This window comes from Vibrio sp. 10N.261.52.C11 (assembly GCF_041471405.1).
Classification (GTDB): Bacteria; Pseudomonadota; Gammaproteobacteria; order Enterobacterales; family Vibrionaceae; genus Vibrio; species Vibrio crassostreae_C.
In genome coordinates, this window is sequence record NZ_JBFROI010000009.1 from 113,986 (window position 1) to 131,860 (window position 17,875).

General features: G+C 45.6%; 17 protein-coding genes. 7 read left to right on the forward strand and 10 right to left on the reverse strand.

The genetic code is table 11. The features are described from left to right. Positions 1-79: 79 nt before the first annotated feature. From AB4323_RS02835 to gloB, 3 genes are all read right to left on the reverse strand, one after another. Positions 80-766, reverse strand: a complete 687-nt coding sequence (locus AB4323_RS02835; protein WP_017060727.1) for a YIP1 family protein — start codon at positions 764-766, stop codon at positions 80-82. Next, a complete protein-coding gene (locus AB4323_RS02840) occupies positions 763-2,337 on the reverse strand; it encodes a LysM peptidoglycan-binding domain-containing protein (RefSeq protein WP_372151562.1) in 1,575 nt (524 codons plus the stop codon). The genes AB4323_RS02835 and AB4323_RS02840 overlap by 4 nt, the downstream gene beginning before the upstream one ends. A gap of 70 nt (positions 2,338-2,407) precedes the next feature. Next, positions 2,408-3,166 (reverse strand): hydroxyacylglutathione hydrolase, encoded by a 759-nt coding sequence (gene gloB, locus AB4323_RS02845; RefSeq protein ID WP_017060725.1) that lies wholly within the window; start codon positions 3,164-3,166, stop codon positions 2,408-2,410. Between the two features lie 53 nt (positions 3,167-3,219). Between gloB and AB4323_RS02850 the strand changes: the two genes are divergently transcribed. Further along, positions 3,220-4,002: a class I SAM-dependent methyltransferase gene (locus tag AB4323_RS02850; RefSeq protein WP_017060724.1), complete on the forward strand. Its 783-nt coding sequence runs from the start codon at positions 3,220-3,222 to the stop codon at positions 4,000-4,002. A 98-nt stretch (positions 4,003-4,100) separates the two neighbouring features. Here AB4323_RS02850 and rnhA read toward each other — a convergent pair whose 3' ends face one another. Further along, on the reverse strand, positions 4,101-4,565 hold the full coding sequence (gene rnhA / locus AB4323_RS02855) for a ribonuclease HI (RefSeq protein ID WP_017060723.1): 465 nt from the start codon (positions 4,563-4,565) through the stop codon (positions 4,101-4,103). A 56-nt stretch (positions 4,566-4,621) separates the two neighbouring features. On the opposite strand from rnhA, the gene dnaQ reads away from it, so the two are divergent. Both dnaQ and AB4323_RS02865 read left to right on the forward strand, forming a co-directional pair. Then, positions 4,622-5,389, forward strand: a complete 768-nt coding sequence (gene dnaQ, locus AB4323_RS02860; protein WP_017060722.1) for a DNA polymerase III subunit epsilon — start codon at positions 4,622-4,624, stop codon at positions 5,387-5,389. A 9-nt stretch (positions 5,390-5,398) separates the two neighbouring features. Beyond that, on the forward strand, positions 5,399-6,646 hold the full coding sequence (locus tag AB4323_RS02865; RefSeq protein WP_372151564.1) for a TIGR03503 family protein: 1,248 nt from the start codon (positions 5,399-5,401) through the stop codon (positions 6,644-6,646). A 128-nt stretch (positions 6,647-6,774) separates the two neighbouring features. Here AB4323_RS02865 and fadE read toward each other — a convergent pair whose 3' ends face one another. Continuing rightward, positions 6,775-9,240: an acyl-CoA dehydrogenase FadE gene (gene fadE / locus AB4323_RS02870; protein ID WP_372151566.1), complete on the reverse strand. Its 2,466-nt coding sequence runs from the start codon at positions 9,238-9,240 to the stop codon at positions 6,775-6,777. A 330-nt stretch (positions 9,241-9,570) separates the two neighbouring features. On the opposite strand from fadE, the gene lpcA reads away from it, so the two are divergent. Together lpcA and AB4323_RS02880 are read left to right on the forward strand one after the other, a co-directional pair. Then, positions 9,571-10,146, forward strand: coding sequence for a D-sedoheptulose 7-phosphate isomerase (gene lpcA / locus AB4323_RS02875; protein ID WP_372151568.1), 576 nt, complete (start codon positions 9,571-9,573; stop codon positions 10,144-10,146). Between the two features lie 67 nt (positions 10,147-10,213). Beyond that, entirely contained in the window at positions 10,214-11,059 is an 846-nt protein-coding gene (locus tag AB4323_RS02880) for a class II glutamine amidotransferase (protein ID WP_017063380.1), read from the forward strand. A 116-nt stretch (positions 11,060-11,175) separates the two neighbouring features. On the opposite strand, the gene purN is transcribed toward AB4323_RS02880, so the two are convergent. Together purN and purM are read right to left on the reverse strand one after the other, a co-directional pair. Continuing rightward, complete coding sequence (purN, locus tag AB4323_RS02885) at positions 11,176-11,850, reverse strand: phosphoribosylglycinamide formyltransferase (RefSeq protein WP_017060717.1); 675 nt, start codon at positions 11,848-11,850, stop codon at positions 11,176-11,178. A gap of 132 nt (positions 11,851-11,982) precedes the next feature. After that, positions 11,983-13,023 (reverse strand): phosphoribosylformylglycinamidine cyclo-ligase, encoded by a 1,041-nt coding sequence (purM, locus tag AB4323_RS02890; RefSeq protein WP_008222945.1) that lies wholly within the window; start codon positions 13,021-13,023, stop codon positions 11,983-11,985. Between the two features lie 169 nt (positions 13,024-13,192). Between purM and upp the strand changes: the two genes are divergently transcribed. After that, positions 13,193-13,819 carry a uracil phosphoribosyltransferase gene (upp, locus tag AB4323_RS02895; RefSeq protein ID WP_017060716.1) on the forward strand — a complete coding sequence of 209 codons (627 nt, stop codon included), beginning with the start codon at positions 13,193-13,195 and terminating at the stop codon, positions 13,817-13,819. A gap of 141 nt (positions 13,820-13,960) precedes the next feature. Here the strand turns inward: upp and AB4323_RS02900 are convergent, their stop codons facing one another. After that, entirely contained in the window at positions 13,961-15,199 is a 1,239-nt protein-coding gene (locus tag AB4323_RS02900; protein WP_017060715.1) for a uracil-xanthine permease family protein, read from the reverse strand. Positions 15,200-15,477: 278 nt separating this feature from the next. Here AB4323_RS02900 and AB4323_RS02905 point away from each other — a divergent pair, with 278 nt between their 5' ends. Further along, entirely contained in the window at positions 15,478-16,737 is a 1,260-nt protein-coding gene (locus tag AB4323_RS02905; protein WP_372102573.1) for a DUF2066 domain-containing protein, read from the forward strand. A gap of 110 nt (positions 16,738-16,847) precedes the next feature. Here AB4323_RS02905 and AB4323_RS02910 read toward each other — a convergent pair whose 3' ends face one another. After that, a complete protein-coding gene (locus tag AB4323_RS02910; RefSeq protein WP_017060713.1) occupies positions 16,848-17,285 on the reverse strand; it encodes a DUF2069 domain-containing protein in 438 nt (145 codons plus the stop codon). Then, the gene (wrbA, locus tag AB4323_RS02915; protein ID WP_017060712.1) at positions 17,282-17,875 is read right to left on the reverse strand and encodes an NAD(P)H:quinone oxidoreductase; all 594 of its coding nucleotides are present in this window, start codon (positions 17,873-17,875) and stop codon (positions 17,282-17,284) included. Before wrbA ends, AB4323_RS02910 begins: the two co-directional genes overlap by 4 nt.

Here is a 17,875-nt window from a genome sequence, read left to right on the forward strand (position 1 = left end):
ACCATTCGCACGGTGGTTACCTTGGGAAATCTAACGGAACAATAGGCTAGAGAGTCTTCGCTAGCCTTATCTCTTCTACTTAAAAGATTAAAATGTAGAGCGCCCAGATTAGGTAGTAGCCAACCCATGGTAAGCCTGAAATCACAAGCGCTTGCCCGCGTTCAAACTCAGTCCACGTTAATACCGCAGCATAACCTAGCACGATGTACCATGGCAGAAGCAGTGGTAATGAGCTAGCAAACTGTGACCAATCATTAGTTAGCGGTAACTTGATCAAGCCATTTAAGCTGTTCAAGTCGGCAGCGTAGTTCATCACATGTCCATGCTTGAGTATCAGGCTTGCGTAGCTTGCTACATCACCTAAAACAGCTGGGAATATAACAACCGATGCCGCTGCAAACCATCGCCAAAAGCTGTGCTGATGTTGGCTTGGCTTGGTTGCTAGGTTAAACCAGAATGCCAATAGAACGATGGTTAATGTTCGGCCAAATACGTCGCTGATGATTTCACTTGCGAGTAAGGTATTGCTGTCAAGTAACGCCAATTGGTCAGGGTTCGTTTGAGCCAGTTGCTGCGAGAGCTCTGCACTTAACCATGCAAAATCTACATTCGAAAAATAAGCACCCCAAAACAAAAATGGGCTGAGCATTAATACGACGTAGGGTTGCCATCCCCAAGCACTTCGTTGATAAAGCGCTAAGAAACAAGCTGTTGGCGAACGGAATATATCCAACAGCATGACGAGTGGGTTACTTGACGGGTTCATACACTTACCTTAGTTACATCAACATACAGCTTCAGTTTTTGTCCTGGCTGTAGGTATTTTTTGTTCTGCAAAGTGTTCCATTTTACAACATCTGTACTTTTTACTTTGAACTTTGATGCAATACCGCTGACTGTGTCACCTGATCTTACGTTATAAAAGATCGTACGGATGATGGTGCCGTCTGAGCCGTTCTTCCAAATGACCAGTTCTTGACCAACTCTAAGCGTGTCGCGTGGTCCCATGCCATTCCACTTAGCCAGTGATTGATGAGAGACCTTATTTGCGCGTGCAATCGTCCATAGGCTGTCACCACTTCTTACAGTATGGCTGAGCTTATATTGACCACGACTCTTCGACTGTGTGCTTGCTAGGCGGTTTGAGGCGCTTAGGGCGTATGTCTTGTCGTCTTTGGTGGATGTTGGGATAAGTAAGTGCTGGCCAATACGAATATTGTTGTTGCTCAAACCGTTTGCAGAGCGGATCACTTTGCTGGTGGTGTTATATTTGCTTGCCAGTACGCTAATGCTGTCACCAGATTGAACCTTGTAACGCACCAACTTCATGCCTTTGCCTTTATTGGCAGCGACTTCTTTGTTGAATTTCTCAACTGAATCTAAAGGAAGTAATAGTTGTTGGTGTTTCTCTGGTGCCGTTGCCCATTGGTTGTAAGCCGGGTTGTAACCTTGAAGTTCTTTGACAGGAATGCCTGCGTAGTTCGCAGCAATGGCTAAATCAAGCTGTTCTTCAGGGTTAACCAGAGTCAGCACTGGCTTATTCGGGATCGCCGGAATATCGATGCCATACTTTTCTTGGTTGGCAATGACATCTGCTAGAGCAAGCAGTTTAGGTACATAGCTGCTGGTCTCTTTTGGTAAGTCCAAAGAGAAAAAGTCGATTGGCTTGCCAAGCTTCTTGTTCTTGCGGATTGCGCTGTTTACTCGACCACCACCACTGTTATAGGCAGCAATCGCATGATTCCAGTCGCCATCGAAACGTCGGTTAAGATCTGAGAGGAAGTCCAATGCGGCGTCGGTAGAGGCGGCAACATCGCGGCGGCCGTCATACCAAAAGTTCTGTTCAAGCCCGTAGTCTTTGCCAGTGCCTGAAATGAATTGCCATAGACCAGCAGCACTGCCATGAGAGTAGGCAAATGCATCGAAAGAGCTTTCTACAACGGGTAGTAGTGCCAATTCTAGTGGTAAGCCTTTTTCTTCAATCTTAGTCGTGATCAGATACAAGAAAGGTTCAGCACGCTTTGATACTGTTTTTAGATGACTCGGGTGCTTGAGATACCAAGTTCGGTAGTAGTCGACCTTCTTTTGGTCTGGCACTTCCATTTCAAGTTGCATCGCAATGCGTTTCCAAACATCTTCTTGTGTTTGTGGAGTAACGACAGGTGCTTCAACTTTTTGATCTTCTTTGGCTGTTGCTTCTGATGAAACGTTCGCTTGAGAAACTTCTTTAGTAGGAGATGTGTTGGTTTGCTCGGAAGCTTGGTCTGGATTCTCTGACTGAGTTAATTGGCAACCAGAAAGTAGTAATACCAAAGCCCAGCTGTACTTAACTCGCATGTTACAGCCTTTTTAATTAACGGCCGATGATAATACTTGCCACCCCCTATGAGTGACAAGTCTGTATTTGTTAAAATTCGTTCTTCCACGCACGTAAAGCGGTGAATACCGATAAAGGATCGGTCTGCTCGGTGCGATTAGACACTGATTTCACTACACTTGGCTCGGTATAGCGCAGGAAGGGGTTCACAAACTTCTCTTGTCTCAAATTTGTGGGGATGGTCGACTTATTTTGAGCGCGAAGTCGGTTCACTTGGTCGCGATATTGCTGCAAATGTTGGTTATCAGGCTCTACGGCTAATGCGAAAGCGATATTGGCTGCAGTGTACTCATGTGCACAATAAACTTCGGTTTCTTGAGGCAGAGCCGTGATCTTATTCAGTGCATCGAACATCTGTTGTGGTGTGCCTTCCATGATTCGGCCACAGCCCGCAGAGAACAACACATCACCACAAAACAGTTTGGCATCGCCCACATAACCAATATGACCCGCAGTATGGCCACTGAGCCCTAGGACGAGGAATACTTCGCCAAACAGTTCTAATTGATCACCATCATCGACCGGATGAGTTAAGGTAGGGATAGGTTCATTCCTTGGACCGACAACATCCACGCCGGGAAATTGTCTAACGAGTTCTGGAACACCACCAATGTGATCGTGGTGGTGGTGTGTAATCAAGATTGCATCTAAAGTTAGCTCATGGTGTGCCAAGTACTCTAATACTGGAGCCGCATCACCAGGGTCGACGACAGCACAACGGCGATCGCTATTTTGAATCAGCCAGATGTAATTGTCGTTAAATGCAGGTATGCTTTTGATATGTAACATTATTGGTTCTCCAGTCACTATTAGTGCGACAGAATAAGTGAGACAGATTATTGATGAAGCCAGCACGTAGCAGAAAGAAGTTTGAACGTCCTTACACTTGGGCGCAATTGCACAATGGGGACTGGTTGAGAGAATCTATTCAAACTCGACTCGATGAGTGGTGCCCAAAGCTATTTGGTTACCATATGCTCAAGCTCGGTGGCCTCAGTAGTGAGATTTCTAGCTGCACATGCAACATTCAACATCAAGTAAACCTAGATATCCAGAACCCATTACATAATGTGATAGCGGATGGCTATAATTTACCCTTTTTGGAGAAAAGCTTTGATGTTGTAGTACTGAGTCATCAGCTAGATTATAGCAATGACCCGCATCGCTTATTGAGAGAAGTCGACCGAGTGATGATGGACGATGGCTATATCATTATCACGGGCTTCAACCCAATCAGTGTCACTGGGCTTGCCAGTTTGATGCCTTGGCGAAAGAACAGCTTGCCTTGGAGTGGGCGTATGTACACGCCAAGTCGAATTAAAGACTGGTTAGGTGTACTTAACTATGAAGTAATTCATTGTGACACCTACGCGCTGTTTCCGATGAGTAAGTATCAAGCGATGTGGACGTGGTTGGAGAACAGCTTAGGTGGTTGTGCATCCTTCGCCGGAAGCCAATACTTTATTGTTGCTCGTAAGCGTACTTACCCGCTAAAACCCATCAAACCACATTGGCACCTTAAGCGACGTTTCTCGCCTGTTGGGGCAAGTTTTAGAACCAATACGCGCCGTACAATGGATTCAGCCAAAGCGTCATATCCGCTAAAAACAGAAAAAGCCGATTAGTTGTCGGCTTTTCATCTATCAATTCGATTGAGAAATTGTCAATTAGTTTAAGAAATTATAAATCGCTTTCTGAAATGTGCGTCTAATTAAAAAGACGATTAGCTTGGTTGATAGCCCGTATCTTCTAGAGTCGGATTCTCCGCTGCATTTCGCGCTAAATCATCACACATTTCGTTTTCTCTGTGTCCCGCGTGTCCTTTTACCCAGCGCCAATCAACGCTATGGCGAGCGGTTTCTTTATCGAGCCTTTGCCACAGATCGGCATTTTTAACCGGTTTCTTGTCGGCTGTTTTCCAGTCACGCTTTTTCCAGTTATGAATCCACTGTGTGATGCCTTGACGCACGTATTGGCTATCTGTGGTCAGAATCACAGAGCAAGGTTCTTTGAGGGCTTGGAGAGCAACGACAGCGGCGAGCATTTCCATACGGTTATTGGTTGTTAGCGTGAAACCTTCTGCTAGCGTCTTCTCGACTTTTTTGTAGCGAAGTACGATGCCATAGCCGCCGGGACCAGGGTTGCCTAAACAAGAACCATCAGTGAAAATTTCAACTTGTTTCGTCATGATTTGATACTATTACCTCAAGCACATTATCGGCATAGTCTGACACAGTTATCCTTATGAATACCAGTAGCACTCCAGAACAAAGCACGAACGAAAAAAACAGTTCGAACGAAAATAAGCGCATTGTTGTACTCGATACCGAAACCACCGGTATGAATACAGAAGGTGGCCCTCACTATATGGGTCACCGCATCGTTGAAATTGGTGCAGTAGAGATCATCAACCGTAGGCTGACCGGGCGTCATTTCCACGTCTACATCAAGCCCGATCGTGCGATTCAAGAAGAGGCGATTGGCGTTCACGGTATTACCGATGAATTCTTGATTGATAAGCCTGAATACCAAGACATTCATAAAGAGTTTCTCGACTTTATCAAAGGTGCGGAACTGGTGGCTCATAACGCGCCCTTCGATACGGGCTTCATGGACTATGAGTTTGAGAAGCTCAACCCAGCGATAGGTAAAACGGATGACTACTGTAAAGTTACCGATACCTTGGCAATGGCGAAGAAGATATTCCCAGGTAAAAGAAACAACCTAGATATCTTATGTGACCGTTACGGTATCGATAACTCGCACCGCACTCTCCACGGCGCATTGCTCGATGCGGAGATCCTAGCCGACGTCTACTTATTGATGACGGGTGGTCAAACTTCGCTGCAATTTAACGCTGGTCAACAGGAAGGCGAAGCCGAAAGCATACGAAGAGTAGAAAGTGGTCGAAAATCCCTAAAGGTTTTACGAGCTACGGCCGATGAAGTAGAAGCGCATCAAAGTCGTTTAGATCTCGTCGAGAAAAGCGGAAGCTGCCTCTGGCGTCAGTAGGGAGAAAGTATGTTAAGGGTATTGGCTACCGGTTGCTTATTGCTGTTAAGTTTTGGCTTACATGCAGCAACAGAATCCGTTATGAGTTTATTGGACAACCGTTTTCGAGTTGATCCCAGTATTGAACAAGTCACCTTTGTGATTTATCGAGCCGATAACTCTAAACCTGTCGTTTTGGTTCGCCCTGATGGCAAGAAATACTACTCTTGGCGCAATGCTGATAATGTCCGTTGGTACGAAGAATCGTCCATGGACATTATCTCTATCGACAATCCGATGCCCGGCCCTTGGCAAGCGATAGGTAAAGTTTCCCCCAAGAACAATATCAAGCTGCTGTCTCATCTTGTTTTGGATGCTAATGAGTTCCCAGATAAGTTGTATCAAACAGAGCGCATCAAATTTACCGCTCGACTGACTTCTGATGGCAAGCCGCTGGTGCTGCGCGATTTTCTCGATCGCGTGAAGCTTAAGGTTACCTTTACTAAGTTTGTTGAAAACGAAGAGTCTTTGGTGAGAGAAGCGCGCCCGGTGCCGGTTGTGATGGGCGAGTTTGCCGATGATGGCAGTGGTCTTGATGAAAAAGCCGGAGATGGTGTGTTCACTGTCTCTTTGCCAATTGATATCGAGCCCGGTAAATACCGAGCGCGTATTACCTCTGGTAATGGCGTGTTCCTGCGAGCGCAAGAGCAAGAAGTCTTGGTTTACCCAACACCGATCACTAGCACCTTCATTCAATCACGAAAAGAGGGTTTACCTCATACTATTGTGGTGTCTGGTGAACAGGGGATGATCGCACCGAGCTCGTTAGCGGTTCATGTTGAGCACAAGGCTCCTGATGAATATGTGATGTACAAGCAGGGGCAAGCTGAAGTCGACGCAATGAAAGTCGCTTTAGAGGTGCCTTATAATGGCGATTTAGGAATTTATAATTGGTCAGGGATGGTTTATGCCACTGATGCTTCAAGTCAGCGCCCGCTGATTTTTCCAATTACCGAGCAGTCGTACAGCGTTGTTGAAGATATCGACTTAGCAGAGTCACGACGTCTTCAAGAAGAAGCTCTTGCTGAACAGAAGCGTATCGCAACAGAGTTGATGATCCTTCAAAAACGTGAAGATGACAGACAGCGCAGTATGATCATTATTGCGGTGGGTAATGTGGTCGCTATTCTATTGGGCTTATTGATTTGGTTTGTGGTTCGTAAGGTCAAGGCGAAGAAAAAAGCGTTACCTGAGATGCAGCTCAAGGCGCCCAAGTAACTCGCTTAGATGATTAGATTGTCTAGAGAGAATAAGCTGCTAGATAAAGCATTGGAATTTGTGGCAACGAAATCATGAACAAAAAAACGGGACTCATAGTAGTCCCGTTTTTGTTTCTTTTTCTGGCCTTAAGCGACGTTATCAATCGATTGGTCTGGGTACTGAGATTTTGCTGAAAGCTCCTCTGGTGAGAAGTCATCCACGTTAATCGTGTACAGTCTATGTTCCTCAGCGCTAATCAGAAGATTTGCTTCGTCTTGCGTTAAGATACCTTTCTCAAGTCCCAACTGAGCAACAAGATCAAGTCGTAAGAAGGCACGTTTTTGATGTGTCTCTTTGCAGACTTTGTCGAACAGAGGTTCAGCTTGAAGAATCACTTCTAGCGCTTTTTCAATCTTACCTACTGGGTTGTATTCCGTCGCTTCTAGGTATTGGCCGCGACCTATACGAGAGCGTGTTTCGCTTGGTGTTTGTAGAATGTGCGCAACTTTGCTATCGAGCTTGTCGTTTGGAGCACGACGGATACGACCAAATGGCATTAGCACAACACGAAGCAGACGACCAATCACAGGGTTAGGGAAGTTCGCTAAGAATTCATCAATCGCCACTTCAGTCTGACGTAAGCTATCTTGCATCCCCCAATGTACTAACGGTAGATCTTCAGCATGGCTGCCTTCACTTTCAAAGCGCTTCAACGTTGCTGAACCGAGGTAAAGTTGACTTAAGATATCACCCAGTCTTGCTGATAAACGTTCTCTACGCTTCAGTGATCCGCCTAGAACTGCCATTGAAATATCAGACAGTAGCGCTAGGTTTGCACTGTAGCGGTTTAGCTGTTGGTAGTAACGCTGTGTCTGTTTATCTGTTTTATTTGAAGGTGTTGGCGCATCAGAACCACGACCATCGGTTAAACCAAACCACAAGCTGCGGACTAGGTTGCTCATCGTAAAGCTAACGTGCCCTGCTAACGCTGAATCAAACTTATCAAGCGCATCGCTGCTTTCAGAATAAGCCGCTTCCATTTCGTTCAGTACGTAAGGGTGACAGCGAATCGCACCTTGACCATAGATGATCATTGAACGAGTCAGGATGTTTGCGCCTTCAACCGTAATCGCGATAGGCGAGCCTTGGTAGCCACGAGCTAGGAAGTTCGATGGGCCTAAACAAATGCCTTTACCACCGACGATATCCATCGCATCAATGATGCTGCGCTGGCCACGGTGAGTACAGTGGTACTTAACGATTGCAGAGATAACCGAAGGCTTTTCACCAAGGTCGATGCCCGCAACGGTTAGGTTACTTGCAGCGTCCATTACATAAGCGTTACCTGCAAGGCGTGCAAGTGGCTCTTCAACCCCTTCCATGCGGCCAATAGGCTGTTTGAACTGACGGCGGATACGAGCGTAAGCGCCAGTTGCAAGCGCGGCAGACTTGATGCCACCAGTTGAATTTGAAGGCAGTGTGATACCACGACCAACCGACAGGCACTCAACCAGCATACGCCAGCCTTGACCGGCCATTTTCTGACCGCCAATGATGAAATCGATAGGCACGAAGATATTGTCGCCTTGCGTCGGGCCATTTTGGAAAGGTACGTTTAGTGGGAAGTGGCGGTTGCCAATCTCTACGCCTTTTAAATCCGTTGGGATAAGCGCACAAGTGATACCAAGATCTTTTTGATCACCAAGCAGGCCATCCGGGTCACGAAGTTTAAAAGCTAAGCCTAATACCGTCGCGACAGGCGCGAGAGTGATGTAACGCTTGTTCCAAGTTAGGCGCATGCCGAGTACTTCTTCGCCTTGCCAGTCGCCTTTACAAACCACACCGTAATCTGGAATAGAGCCAGCGTCTGAGCCAGCTTCTGGGCTAGTTAGTGCGAAACAAGGGATCTCTTTACCTTCCGCTAGGCGAGGCAGGTAGTGGTTTCTTTGTTCTTCTGTACCGTAGTGTTGTAAAAGCTCACCAGGGCCTAATGAGTTAGGTACGCCAACCGTCGATGACAATACACTAGAAACACCCGTCAACTTCTGTAGAACCAAAGATTGAGCGTAAGCTGAGAACTCTAAGCCGCCGTATTTTTTCTTGATGATCATGGCGAAGAATTTATGGTCTTTCAGGTATTGCCATACTTCTGGTGGCAAATCAGCAAGCTCATGTGTCACTTGGTAATCGTTGACCATTTCACACACGGTATTTACTGGACCATCTAAAAACGCTTGCTCAGCCTCAGAGAGTTTTGGGTCAGCAATGTTCTGAAGCTTCTTCCATTCAGGTTTGCCTTTGAACAGCTCTGCTTCCCACCATACTGTGCCAGCTTCTAGTGCTTCTTTTTCTGTCTGAGACATCGCTGGCAGAACTTTCTTAAATAAAGAGAGTGCTTTTTGGCTGATCAGTGTCTGACGAATGGTCGGTACAGCAAAGATCGCAACGGCTAATAGATAGCAAAGCCAGCCAGTAACAGCCACGCCGCCAAACAGTGTGAGTGCTATCATCGCGCAGGTTAGTACAACTAATGCACGCACAAGACTAACTCTATGGTAAAGACAGACGCCTAAGATGACGGTCATGCCGAGTAGGGAGAGCAATATGTTCATGATCGATTTCCTTTTCAGAGATCACTTATTGTTATTAAGTTTTAGGTAAGAGGTCTAACCAGTTAAGTGTAAACAAAATATTAAATATTTGTAAAACTCTAAATTGGATAAAAAGCGATCTGAATAGAGTTAAAATTCTAATTGTGAGAGGTTGGTGGTGAATATTTGGGCGGATCGACAGTGACTGGTTAATAAAGGTGGCAATCTTTGGGCTTAAGTGTCGACACTATTTCATGTTTGTGGGTAAACTCAGGGATATAAAGAGGGGGAACCCCTCAATTCTCGTTTCGCGCAAGTTAAACTGCGCCAAAAAAATAAGAGATAAGCCTTATGTACCAAGACCTAATCAAAAGTGAATTGAACGAAGCTGCTGACGTTCTTAACAAGTTCTTGAGCGATGACCACAACATCGCTCAAATTGAAGCGGCTGCAAGACTGATTGCCGACTCATTCAAACAAGAAGGCAAAGTGCTTTCTTGTGGTAACGGTGGCTCACACTGTGATGCCATGCACTTCGCGGAAGAGCTTACTGGTCGATACCGTGAAAATCGCCCGGGCTACGCTGGCATTGCGATTTCAGACCCTAGCCACTTATCTTGTGTGAGTAATGATTTTGGCTACGACCACGTGTTTTCTCGCTATGTAGAAGCGGTGGGTCGTAAAGGTGATGTGTTGTTCGGTCTGTCGACTTCAGGTAACTCTGCCAATATTCTAAAAGCGATTGAAGCGGCTCAAGCGAAAGGCATGAAGACGATTGCATTGACGGGTAAAGATGGCGGTAAAATGGCGGGTTGTGCGGATATCGAAATCCGAGTACCACACTTTGGCTACGCAGATCGCATCCAAGAGATTCACATTAAGATCATCCACATTGTGATTCAGCTTGTCGAAAAAGAGATGGAATAATAGTTTTACAGACATTTGGAGCCCAGCTTTTTGGCTCCATTGGTTTTAATAGGGAGTAGATTAAACCATGTGTGAATTGCTCGGTATGAGCGCGAATGTGCCAACTGATATTTGTTTTAGCTTTACTGGTCTTATGCAGCGTGGAGGCAACACTGGCCCGCATCGTGATGGCTGGGGTATTACCTTTTATGAGGGAAAGGGTTTTCGTACCTTCAAAGATCCGAATCCGAGCTGTGAATCTAAGATCGCTGAGTTGGTTCAAAACTACCCAATTAAAAGCCAAGCTGTTGTCAGTCATATCCGTCAAGCCAACCGTGGTGGCGTTAATCTAGAAAATACACACCCTTTTACCCGTGAGCTTTGGGGGCGATATTGGACCTTTGCTCACAATGGTCAATTATCAGATTACGATGATCTGGTGAGTGGGCGTTTTAGACCTGTCGGCGAAACGGACAGTGAGCTCTCTTTTTGTTGGCTACTGAAACAACTAGAAGAACGTTTTCCTGAACCACCTCAAGACATGGAAGGCATGTTTCGTTTCGTGGCTGAGTGTTGTGACAAGCTACGCGAGAAAGGCGTATTTAACATGTTATTGAGTGATGGTGAGTATGTGATGACTTACTGTACTAACCATTTGTACTGGATAACCAGACGCGCACCTTTTGGTAATGCGAGCCTGATTGATGAAGATGTTGAGATAAACTTCCAAGAAGAGACTACGCCAAATGATGTGGTGACGGTGGTAGCAACTCAACCTCTTACGGACAATGAACAGTGGTTTAGAATGAAGCCGGGCGAATACGCACTGTTTCATTTTGGTGAGCTGATTGGCAACAACCATCAAGCGTTAGAAGATGTTGCTTATGCGCCGAAAAAGGTAGCGAGCCAAGCACCGACAGAGCCATTAAGCTAATGCTGTAGATCGTATTGCTTGAACCCGAACAAACGAAGGCCGCTTACTGCACTAACCAGTCAGTAAGCGGCCTTTTTGTTTTTCAGCAATTTGTTGTCTGAGAGTCGTTTGACGAATTACTCTTCTGCGTAACCGTGTTTACCTAATGCTTTACCGTCTAACACAGCCTGTCCATTGACCATTGATAAACGGTCTTCCGCGAACCACTTGCAGACCATAGGGTAAATGCAGTGTTCTTGAGTCAGCACTCGGCTTGCCAACATATCAGCATCATCATCTTCAAATACCGGCACCTTAGCTTGCAAGATCACAGGGCCGCCATCGAGCTCCTCGGTAACAAAGTGGACGCTAGTACCGTGTTCTTTGTCTTGCGCATCAATGGCACGCTGGTGGGTGTGTAGGCCTGGGTATTTCGGCAACAGAGAAGGGTGGATGTTGACCATTTTCCCTGCATAGTGACGAACAAACTCTGAACTCAGGATTCGCATGTAGCCAGCGAGTACGATTAAATCTGGCTGGTAAGCATCGATCTGAACCATCAATTCATGGTCAAACTCTTCACGTGAACCAAAGTCTTTTGGATTCACTGAATGAGCGTCAACACCTGCGGTTTTCGCTCGTTCTAATCCAAAAGCCTCTGCTTTGTTTGAGAAGACAGCTTTAACCGATGCATCAATCATATCGCTATCGCAGGCATCTAAAATAGCCTGTAAGTTACTTCCGCTTCCTGAAACTAACACAACGATGTTTTTCTGAGAGTGACTGGTTTTATTTGAGTGATTGTTTTTCATAGAGTGGGTCATACGATTGATTAACTGAATTGTTTACAATGTACCTACATAAACTAAGGTTTTCTGCGGGCTAAATAGCAAAATGAGGACCATTAGGTCCTCATTGATTAACTAAGTAAGTGAGCGTATCACTTATTTAATTTCAACTTGCTCTTCGCCAGCTTCAGCGTTTGCGATCTCACCGATAACCCAAGCGTTTTCGCCTTCAGCTTTCAGTAGTTCAACAGCAGCGTCTGCTTGATCTTTAGGTAGAGCAACAACTAGGCCTACACCACAGTTGAAAGTGCGGTACATTTCGAATGTCTCCACGTTACCTTTCTCTTGTAGCCAGTTGAAGATAGCAGGCCATTCCCAGCTCTTGCCATCAATGACTGCTTTAGTACCTTCAGGAAGTACGCGTGGGATGTTTTCCCAGAAACCACCACCTGTGATGTGTGAGATAGCATGAATGTCATGCTCTGCAATCATCTTAAGTGCCGATTTGATGTAAATCTTAGTTGGTTCTAGTAGGTGCTCACCGATAGTGCGACCTTCTAGTTCTTCACTCTTATCAGCACCAGAAACTTCTAGGACTTTACGAATTAAAGAGTAACCGTTTGAGTGTGGACCACTTGAGCCAACAGCGATAAGTGCGTCGCCTGCTGCTACTTTAGTGCCGTCAATGATGTCCGCTTTTTCTACAACACCAACACAGAAGCCAGCTACATCGTAGTCGTCGCCTTCGTACATGCCTGGCATTTCAGCAGTTTCACCACCGATTAGTGCACAGCCAGCTTGAACACAGCCTTCAGCAATACCAGAAACAACGTCTGCTGCTGTATCTACATCTAGCTTACCTGTTGCGTAGTAGTCTAGGAAGAATAGCGGTTCACCACCTTGAACGATTAAGTCGTTCACACACATTGCCACTAGGTCGATACCAATGGTGTCGTGTTTTTTCAGATCCAAAGCAAGGCGAAGTTTAGTACCAACACCATCAGTACCTGAAACAAGTACCGGCTCTTTGTATTTCGTTGGAAGTTCACATAGGGCGCCAAAGCCACCAATACCGCCCATTACTTCAGGGCGACGAGTGCGTTTAACAGCACCTTTAATACGGTCTACTAGTGCATTACCTGCGTCGATATCAACACCAGCGTCTTTGTAGCTTAGAGAAGAAGTATTACCACTCACGGGATAGTCCTCGAACTTAAGTTGGATGTGAAAACGGCGCTATTCTAACAGGGCTTGATTACCAAGAGCAAACGTTTGCGCGGTTTTTTTTATTAGAATAAAGATTCTGAAATAACCACAAAGTTCGTGTATAATCTACAGGTTTGTTTAAATATTGCCGGAGTTGGAAATGAAAGTTGTTGAAGTGAAACACCCGCTAGTAAAACATAAAATTGGCCTGATGCGTGAAGGTGAGATTAGCACTAAGCGTTTTCGTGAGCTAGCGACAGAAGTGGGTAGCCTTCTAACATACGAAGCGACATCAGACTTTGAAACTGAGCGTGTGACGATTAACGGTTGGAACGGTCCAGTAGAAGTTGACCAAATTAAAGGTAAAAAAGTAACGGTAGTGCCAATCCTACGTGCTGGTCTAGGCATGATGGACGGCGTTCTTGAGCACATCCCAAGTGCACGTATCAGCGTTGTTGGTATCTACCGTGACGAAGAAACACTTGAGCCAGTACCATACTTCAACAAGCTTGCATCTAACATCGATGAGCGTATTGCTCTAGTGGTAGACCCAATGCTTGCGACAGGTGGTTCTATGATCGCGACTATCGACCTGATGAAAGAGAAAGGTTGTAAGCACTTTAAGATTCTTGTGCTTGTTGCTGCTCCTGAAGGTATCGCTGCTCTAGAAAAAGCGCACCCAGATGTTGAGCTTTACACGGCTGCAATCGATGAGAAGCTAAACGACAAGGGCTACATTGTTCCTGGTCTTGGCGATGCTGGTGATAAGATCTTCGGTACTAAGTAATTCGGTTTCAGCTTAAGTGACTCTAAACAGTTCCTTAACTCGCTGAATTAGCCGTATTAGTAAAAAGGGAGAGCATTCAATGCTCTCCCTTTTTTGATCTTGTTGGTTTGTGATTCTTTGGAATCTAGCCTTACCGACTCATTAATCGATTTGAGCTTTATCTACCACAGTGTTGTCACCTAGCTCTTCTGGAAGTACTAGGTTAAGTAGAATCGCAACGATACCGCACAAGCTTACGCCCTGTAGGCTAAAGTCACCGATACCAAAGGCCATGCCGCCAATACCAAAGACTAAAGTAATGCCCACAATCACAAGGTTACGTGATTTGTGTAGGTCAACATTGTTTTTGATTAGCGTGTTAAGACCCACTGTTGCGATAGAGCCAAACAGTAGAATCATGATTCCGCCCATTACAGGAACCGGAATCGTTTGAAGTAGTGCGCCTAGCTTGCCAACCAATGCAAGAACGATGGCTGTGACTGCAGCCCAAGTCATGATCACAGGGTTGAATGCTTTGGTAAGCATTACTGCGCCTGTTACTTCACTGTACGTAGTGTTTGGCGGCGCGCCCAGCATTGAAGCGGCAATTGTTGCCACACCGTCGCCAGTAATAGTGCGGTGTAAACCTGGTTTTTTAAGGTAGTCTTTACCGGTCACGTTAGATATCGCAAGCATATCACCTACGTGTTCAACGGCAGGTGCAATCGCGACAAATACCATAAAAAAGATAGCGTTGATGTTGAACTCTGGCGTTGTGAAGTTTGGCAGTGCTAACCAAGATGCTTGCGCTACTGGAGTGAAGTCTACCGCGCCGTATACCAAGCTGGTGATGTAACCCGCAACAATACCACCGAAGATTGGCAGTAGCTTAAGGAAGCCTTTTGAAAACACACTGATGACAATCGTCACTAACAGTGAAATTGAAGAGATCCACAGGGCAGCGTCTGCATCAACAAGCTGAACCGCACCATCGCCTGTCTTACCTAGCGCCATGTTAACTGCAACAGGTGCAAGACCTAAACCGATAACCATGATCACAGGGCCAACAACGACTGGTGGAAGCAGTTTATGGATGAAGCCAACGCCACGAACTTTAATTAACGCGCCCATTAGTACATACACAACACCCGCCGCCATCAAGCCGCCCATGGTTGCACCAACACCCCAAGTTTGAATACCAAACATGATAGGCGCGATGAAAGCAAAAGAAGATGCTAAGAAGATTGGCACTGAACGGCGTGTAATAAGTTGGAATAAAAGGGTACCGATACCTGCGCCAAACAGTGCAACGTTGGGATCGAGTCCAGTCAGTAGCGGCACTAATACAAGCGCACCAAATGCTACAAACAGCATTTGCGCACCTTGCAGAGCATTTTTCATGTTATGTCCTTAAAAATGGTCGTTATATGAAAAGCGAAAAATAAAATTCGCGGGATTCTATCACTTGGCAATCGATTGCTACACCAAATAGATCAAATTTATTTATCTTAGTGATGTTTTATATCCATCTAAGCCCTAGAAATTCAGTTTATAAGTGAGCGATTTATCATGGCCAGGTGATATTTTGTGGTTATTAAACACAGTGGGCGCTATCGACCTTGCCCCTCAATCCATAGTTGCTTATCATCTAGGCACAAGATTTGAATATTAGGATCAGTATGCGCTACAAAGCATTGTTGTTGATGGGACTATTAGCCTCTCCGAGTTATGCCTTAACTCAAGTAGATATTTTTAGTGCTGAAGTTGCGATTAACGCTGAAGACAAACAGCCAGAACAAGTGGCAAGAAATACAGGTATGGAGCAGGTATTGATACGTGCGACTGGCCAAACTGATGTCGCTTCGAATGAGACGATTCAAAAGGCGATGCGCAAGAGTTCGCAGTACATGTCTCAAATGAGTTTTGGCGAAAGCAATGACCAATCAACATTGCGTATGCGTTTTAACGGTGCTCAAATCCGTTCTCTGTTGACTCAAGCACAGTTACCTTACTGGCCTGACACGCGTTCAAACATCCTTGTTTGGCTTGTGGAAGAGGACAACTACGACAAGAACATCGTATGGGAACACTCTAACTCACAGTTAGCAGCTAGCTTACAAGCGAACGCAAAAGAGCGTGGCTTGCCTCTAACGCTGCCTGTGGGTGACTTTGACGATATTACGGGTATTGCGACTTCTGATTTGTGGGGTAGCTTTGTTACGCCAATCAGTAAAGCGAGTCAGCGTTATCCTGTTGATGCTGTGTTGGTGATAAAGGCTCAATCTTCAGGCCTACGTTGGGCTCTATACGATCAAAAGCCAAGTCAATTGACGAGTGCACCAACATCGCCTGTAAGTGGTTCACTATCGGGTAACAGCGACACGACTTCTAAGAAGTTGGTTGACCAAATCAGTAACTACTACGCAGGCAAAAGTGCTGTGACGGTAGCGAGTGAGTCATCAGAATCGATTTTAACGCAGTTTATTAGCCTGAATAATGCTCAAGACTTCTTCCAGTTAGAGAACGCACTTAAGCGTCTAAACTCGGTGGCAAGCCTAGATATTCTGAAGATTCAGAACAACGAAGTCACTTTCCGAATTCACTTATTGTCGACTCAACAAGAGTTTGAGCAAGAAGTAGCAAGTATTCGCCAAGTTGCGAAGGTTGAAGAATCTTACATTGAGCCTGAAGTGAGCCCTGAATTTGAAACTCAAGACAACACAATGTCTGTAGGTGATGATTCAACAGACGCTGCTGAAGTCGTTGGTGACGAAACTGACTCAGGCGTACAAGTGATTAAGGGCAACGAGGTATCTGAGGATGCTGAGCTAACGAATACGCCTGACGCAACGTTAGAGGATTCTAGTACAGAAGATCTAACCATCACTGCGCCAGTACATGCTAAGCCAAGCTTGGTATACGAGTGGGTTCGCTCATAATTGTCAGCTGACATGACTGATTGAAATGAAAACTTGAAAAAAGCCCTGCAAGAGCAATCTCGCAGGGCTTTTTGTTTGTAAGCGGTCAGTTTAAAAGCATGGGCTCAATATTATTGCTCGAACTTAGCTTTTTCTCTCTTTTCTACTTCAGAAAGACGCTTCAACTTGATGCCTAACTCTTTGGCTCTAAAGCGAGTAAATAAGATATTGCCCGCGAAACCTAGAGTCGTCAGAAGCAGTTCTACAGCCGCTAATAAACGTTCACCATCGTCTACATACAAGATAGTTAATGCGTGTAGGAAATAGAGCATCAAGACGAAATTTGCCCATGCGTGCGTATAAGGTTTTCCTGCTAAAATGCCCGGTAATGGCAATAACAGCGGGATAGCCCAAGCAATCGCCAGTGTGACATTACTGAGATGAGGGTGCGGTGAAAGCGTCATCTGCCAAGCCACCACCCAGAATAAAAGCGACAAGTTGCCCGCTAAAGCAAGGTAGCGAAATAGCTTGGTTTTGGGAGACATAGCCTTCTCTGGCATATACATCATTGAGAAATTCCCTTCTGATTTATTGCGATGCGCGCTAGGCGTTTACCTAGGTTTTGCGCCAACTCAATCTCTTCTTTGCTAAGTGAAGCGCTCTCTCCAGTACTGCTTGCACCATAAGGCGTACCACCAGTTTGAGTGGTGTGCAGCGCCGGTTCTGAGTAGGGGATGCCCACGACTAACATGCCGTGATGAAGCAGGGGCAACATCATGCTTTGTTGTGTTGTCTCTTGACCACCATGCAATGATGAAGAAGAGGTAAATACACAACCTGGCTTATCGATGAGATCACCATTGATCCACATTGATGTCGTGCTATCCCAAAAGTGCTTCATTGGCCCGGCCATGTTACCAAACCAAACCGGACTGCCTAGCGCCAAACCATCACAAGATCGAAGCTCTTGTAACGAGGCAATAGGATCGGTTGGTTGATAGCGTGAATCAGGCTGCTCTTCTACCGTGTACACGTCGTTAACCGTTCTTAACATGGCTTCACAGTTTGGGATAGACTCAACCCCTCGTGCAATCTGCCTTGCTAGAGCTTGTGTGTTGCCGTGGCGACTGTAATAAAGAACAAGAATGTTAATGCTCAT

Excerpts from the sequence above, each read along its gene's own strand:
- AB4323_RS02835 (WP_017060727.1), bottom strand. The coding sequence starts at position 766 with ATGAACCCGTCAAGTAACCCACTCGTCATGCTGTTGGATATATTCCGT.
- AB4323_RS02840 (WP_372151562.1), bottom strand. The coding sequence starts at position 2,337 with ATGCGAGTTAAGTACAGCTGGGCTTTGGTATTACTACTTTCTGGTTGC.
- gloB (WP_017060725.1), bottom strand. The coding sequence starts at position 3,166 with ATGTTACATATCAAAAGCATACCTGCATTTAACGACAATTACATCTGG.
- AB4323_RS02850 (WP_017060724.1), top strand. The coding sequence starts at position 3,220 with ATGAAGCCAGCACGTAGCAGAAAGAAGTTTGAACGTCCTTACACTTGG.
- rnhA (WP_017060723.1), bottom strand. The coding sequence starts at position 4,565 with ATGACGAAACAAGTTGAAATTTTCACTGATGGTTCTTGTTTAGGCAAC.
- dnaQ (WP_017060722.1), top strand. The coding sequence starts at position 4,622 with ATGAATACCAGTAGCACTCCAGAACAAAGCACGAACGAAAAAAACAGT.
- AB4323_RS02865 (WP_372151564.1), top strand. The coding sequence starts at position 5,399 with ATGTTAAGGGTATTGGCTACCGGTTGCTTATTGCTGTTAAGTTTTGGC.
- fadE (WP_372151566.1), bottom strand. The coding sequence starts at position 9,240 with ATGAACATATTGCTCTCCCTACTCGGCATGACCGTCATCTTAGGCGTC.
- lpcA (WP_372151568.1), top strand. The coding sequence starts at position 9,571 with ATGTACCAAGACCTAATCAAAAGTGAATTGAACGAAGCTGCTGACGTT.
- AB4323_RS02880 (WP_017063380.1), top strand. The coding sequence starts at position 10,214 with ATGTGTGAATTGCTCGGTATGAGCGCGAATGTGCCAACTGATATTTGT.
- purN (WP_017060717.1), bottom strand. The coding sequence starts at position 11,850 with ATGAAAAACAATCACTCAAATAAAACCAGTCACTCTCAGAAAAACATC.
- upp (WP_017060716.1), top strand. The coding sequence starts at position 13,193 with ATGAAAGTTGTTGAAGTGAAACACCCGCTAGTAAAACATAAAATTGGC.
- AB4323_RS02900 (WP_017060715.1), bottom strand. The coding sequence starts at position 15,199 with ATGAAAAATGCTCTGCAAGGTGCGCAAATGCTGTTTGTAGCATTTGGT.
- AB4323_RS02905 (WP_372102573.1), top strand. The coding sequence starts at position 15,478 with ATGCGCTACAAAGCATTGTTGTTGATGGGACTATTAGCCTCTCCGAGT.
- AB4323_RS02910 (WP_017060713.1), bottom strand. The coding sequence starts at position 17,285 with ATGATGTATATGCCAGAGAAGGCTATGTCTCCCAAAACCAAGCTATTT.
- wrbA (WP_017060712.1), bottom strand. The coding sequence starts at position 17,875 with ATGAGCATTAACATTCTTGTTCTTTATTACAGTCGCCACGGCAACACA.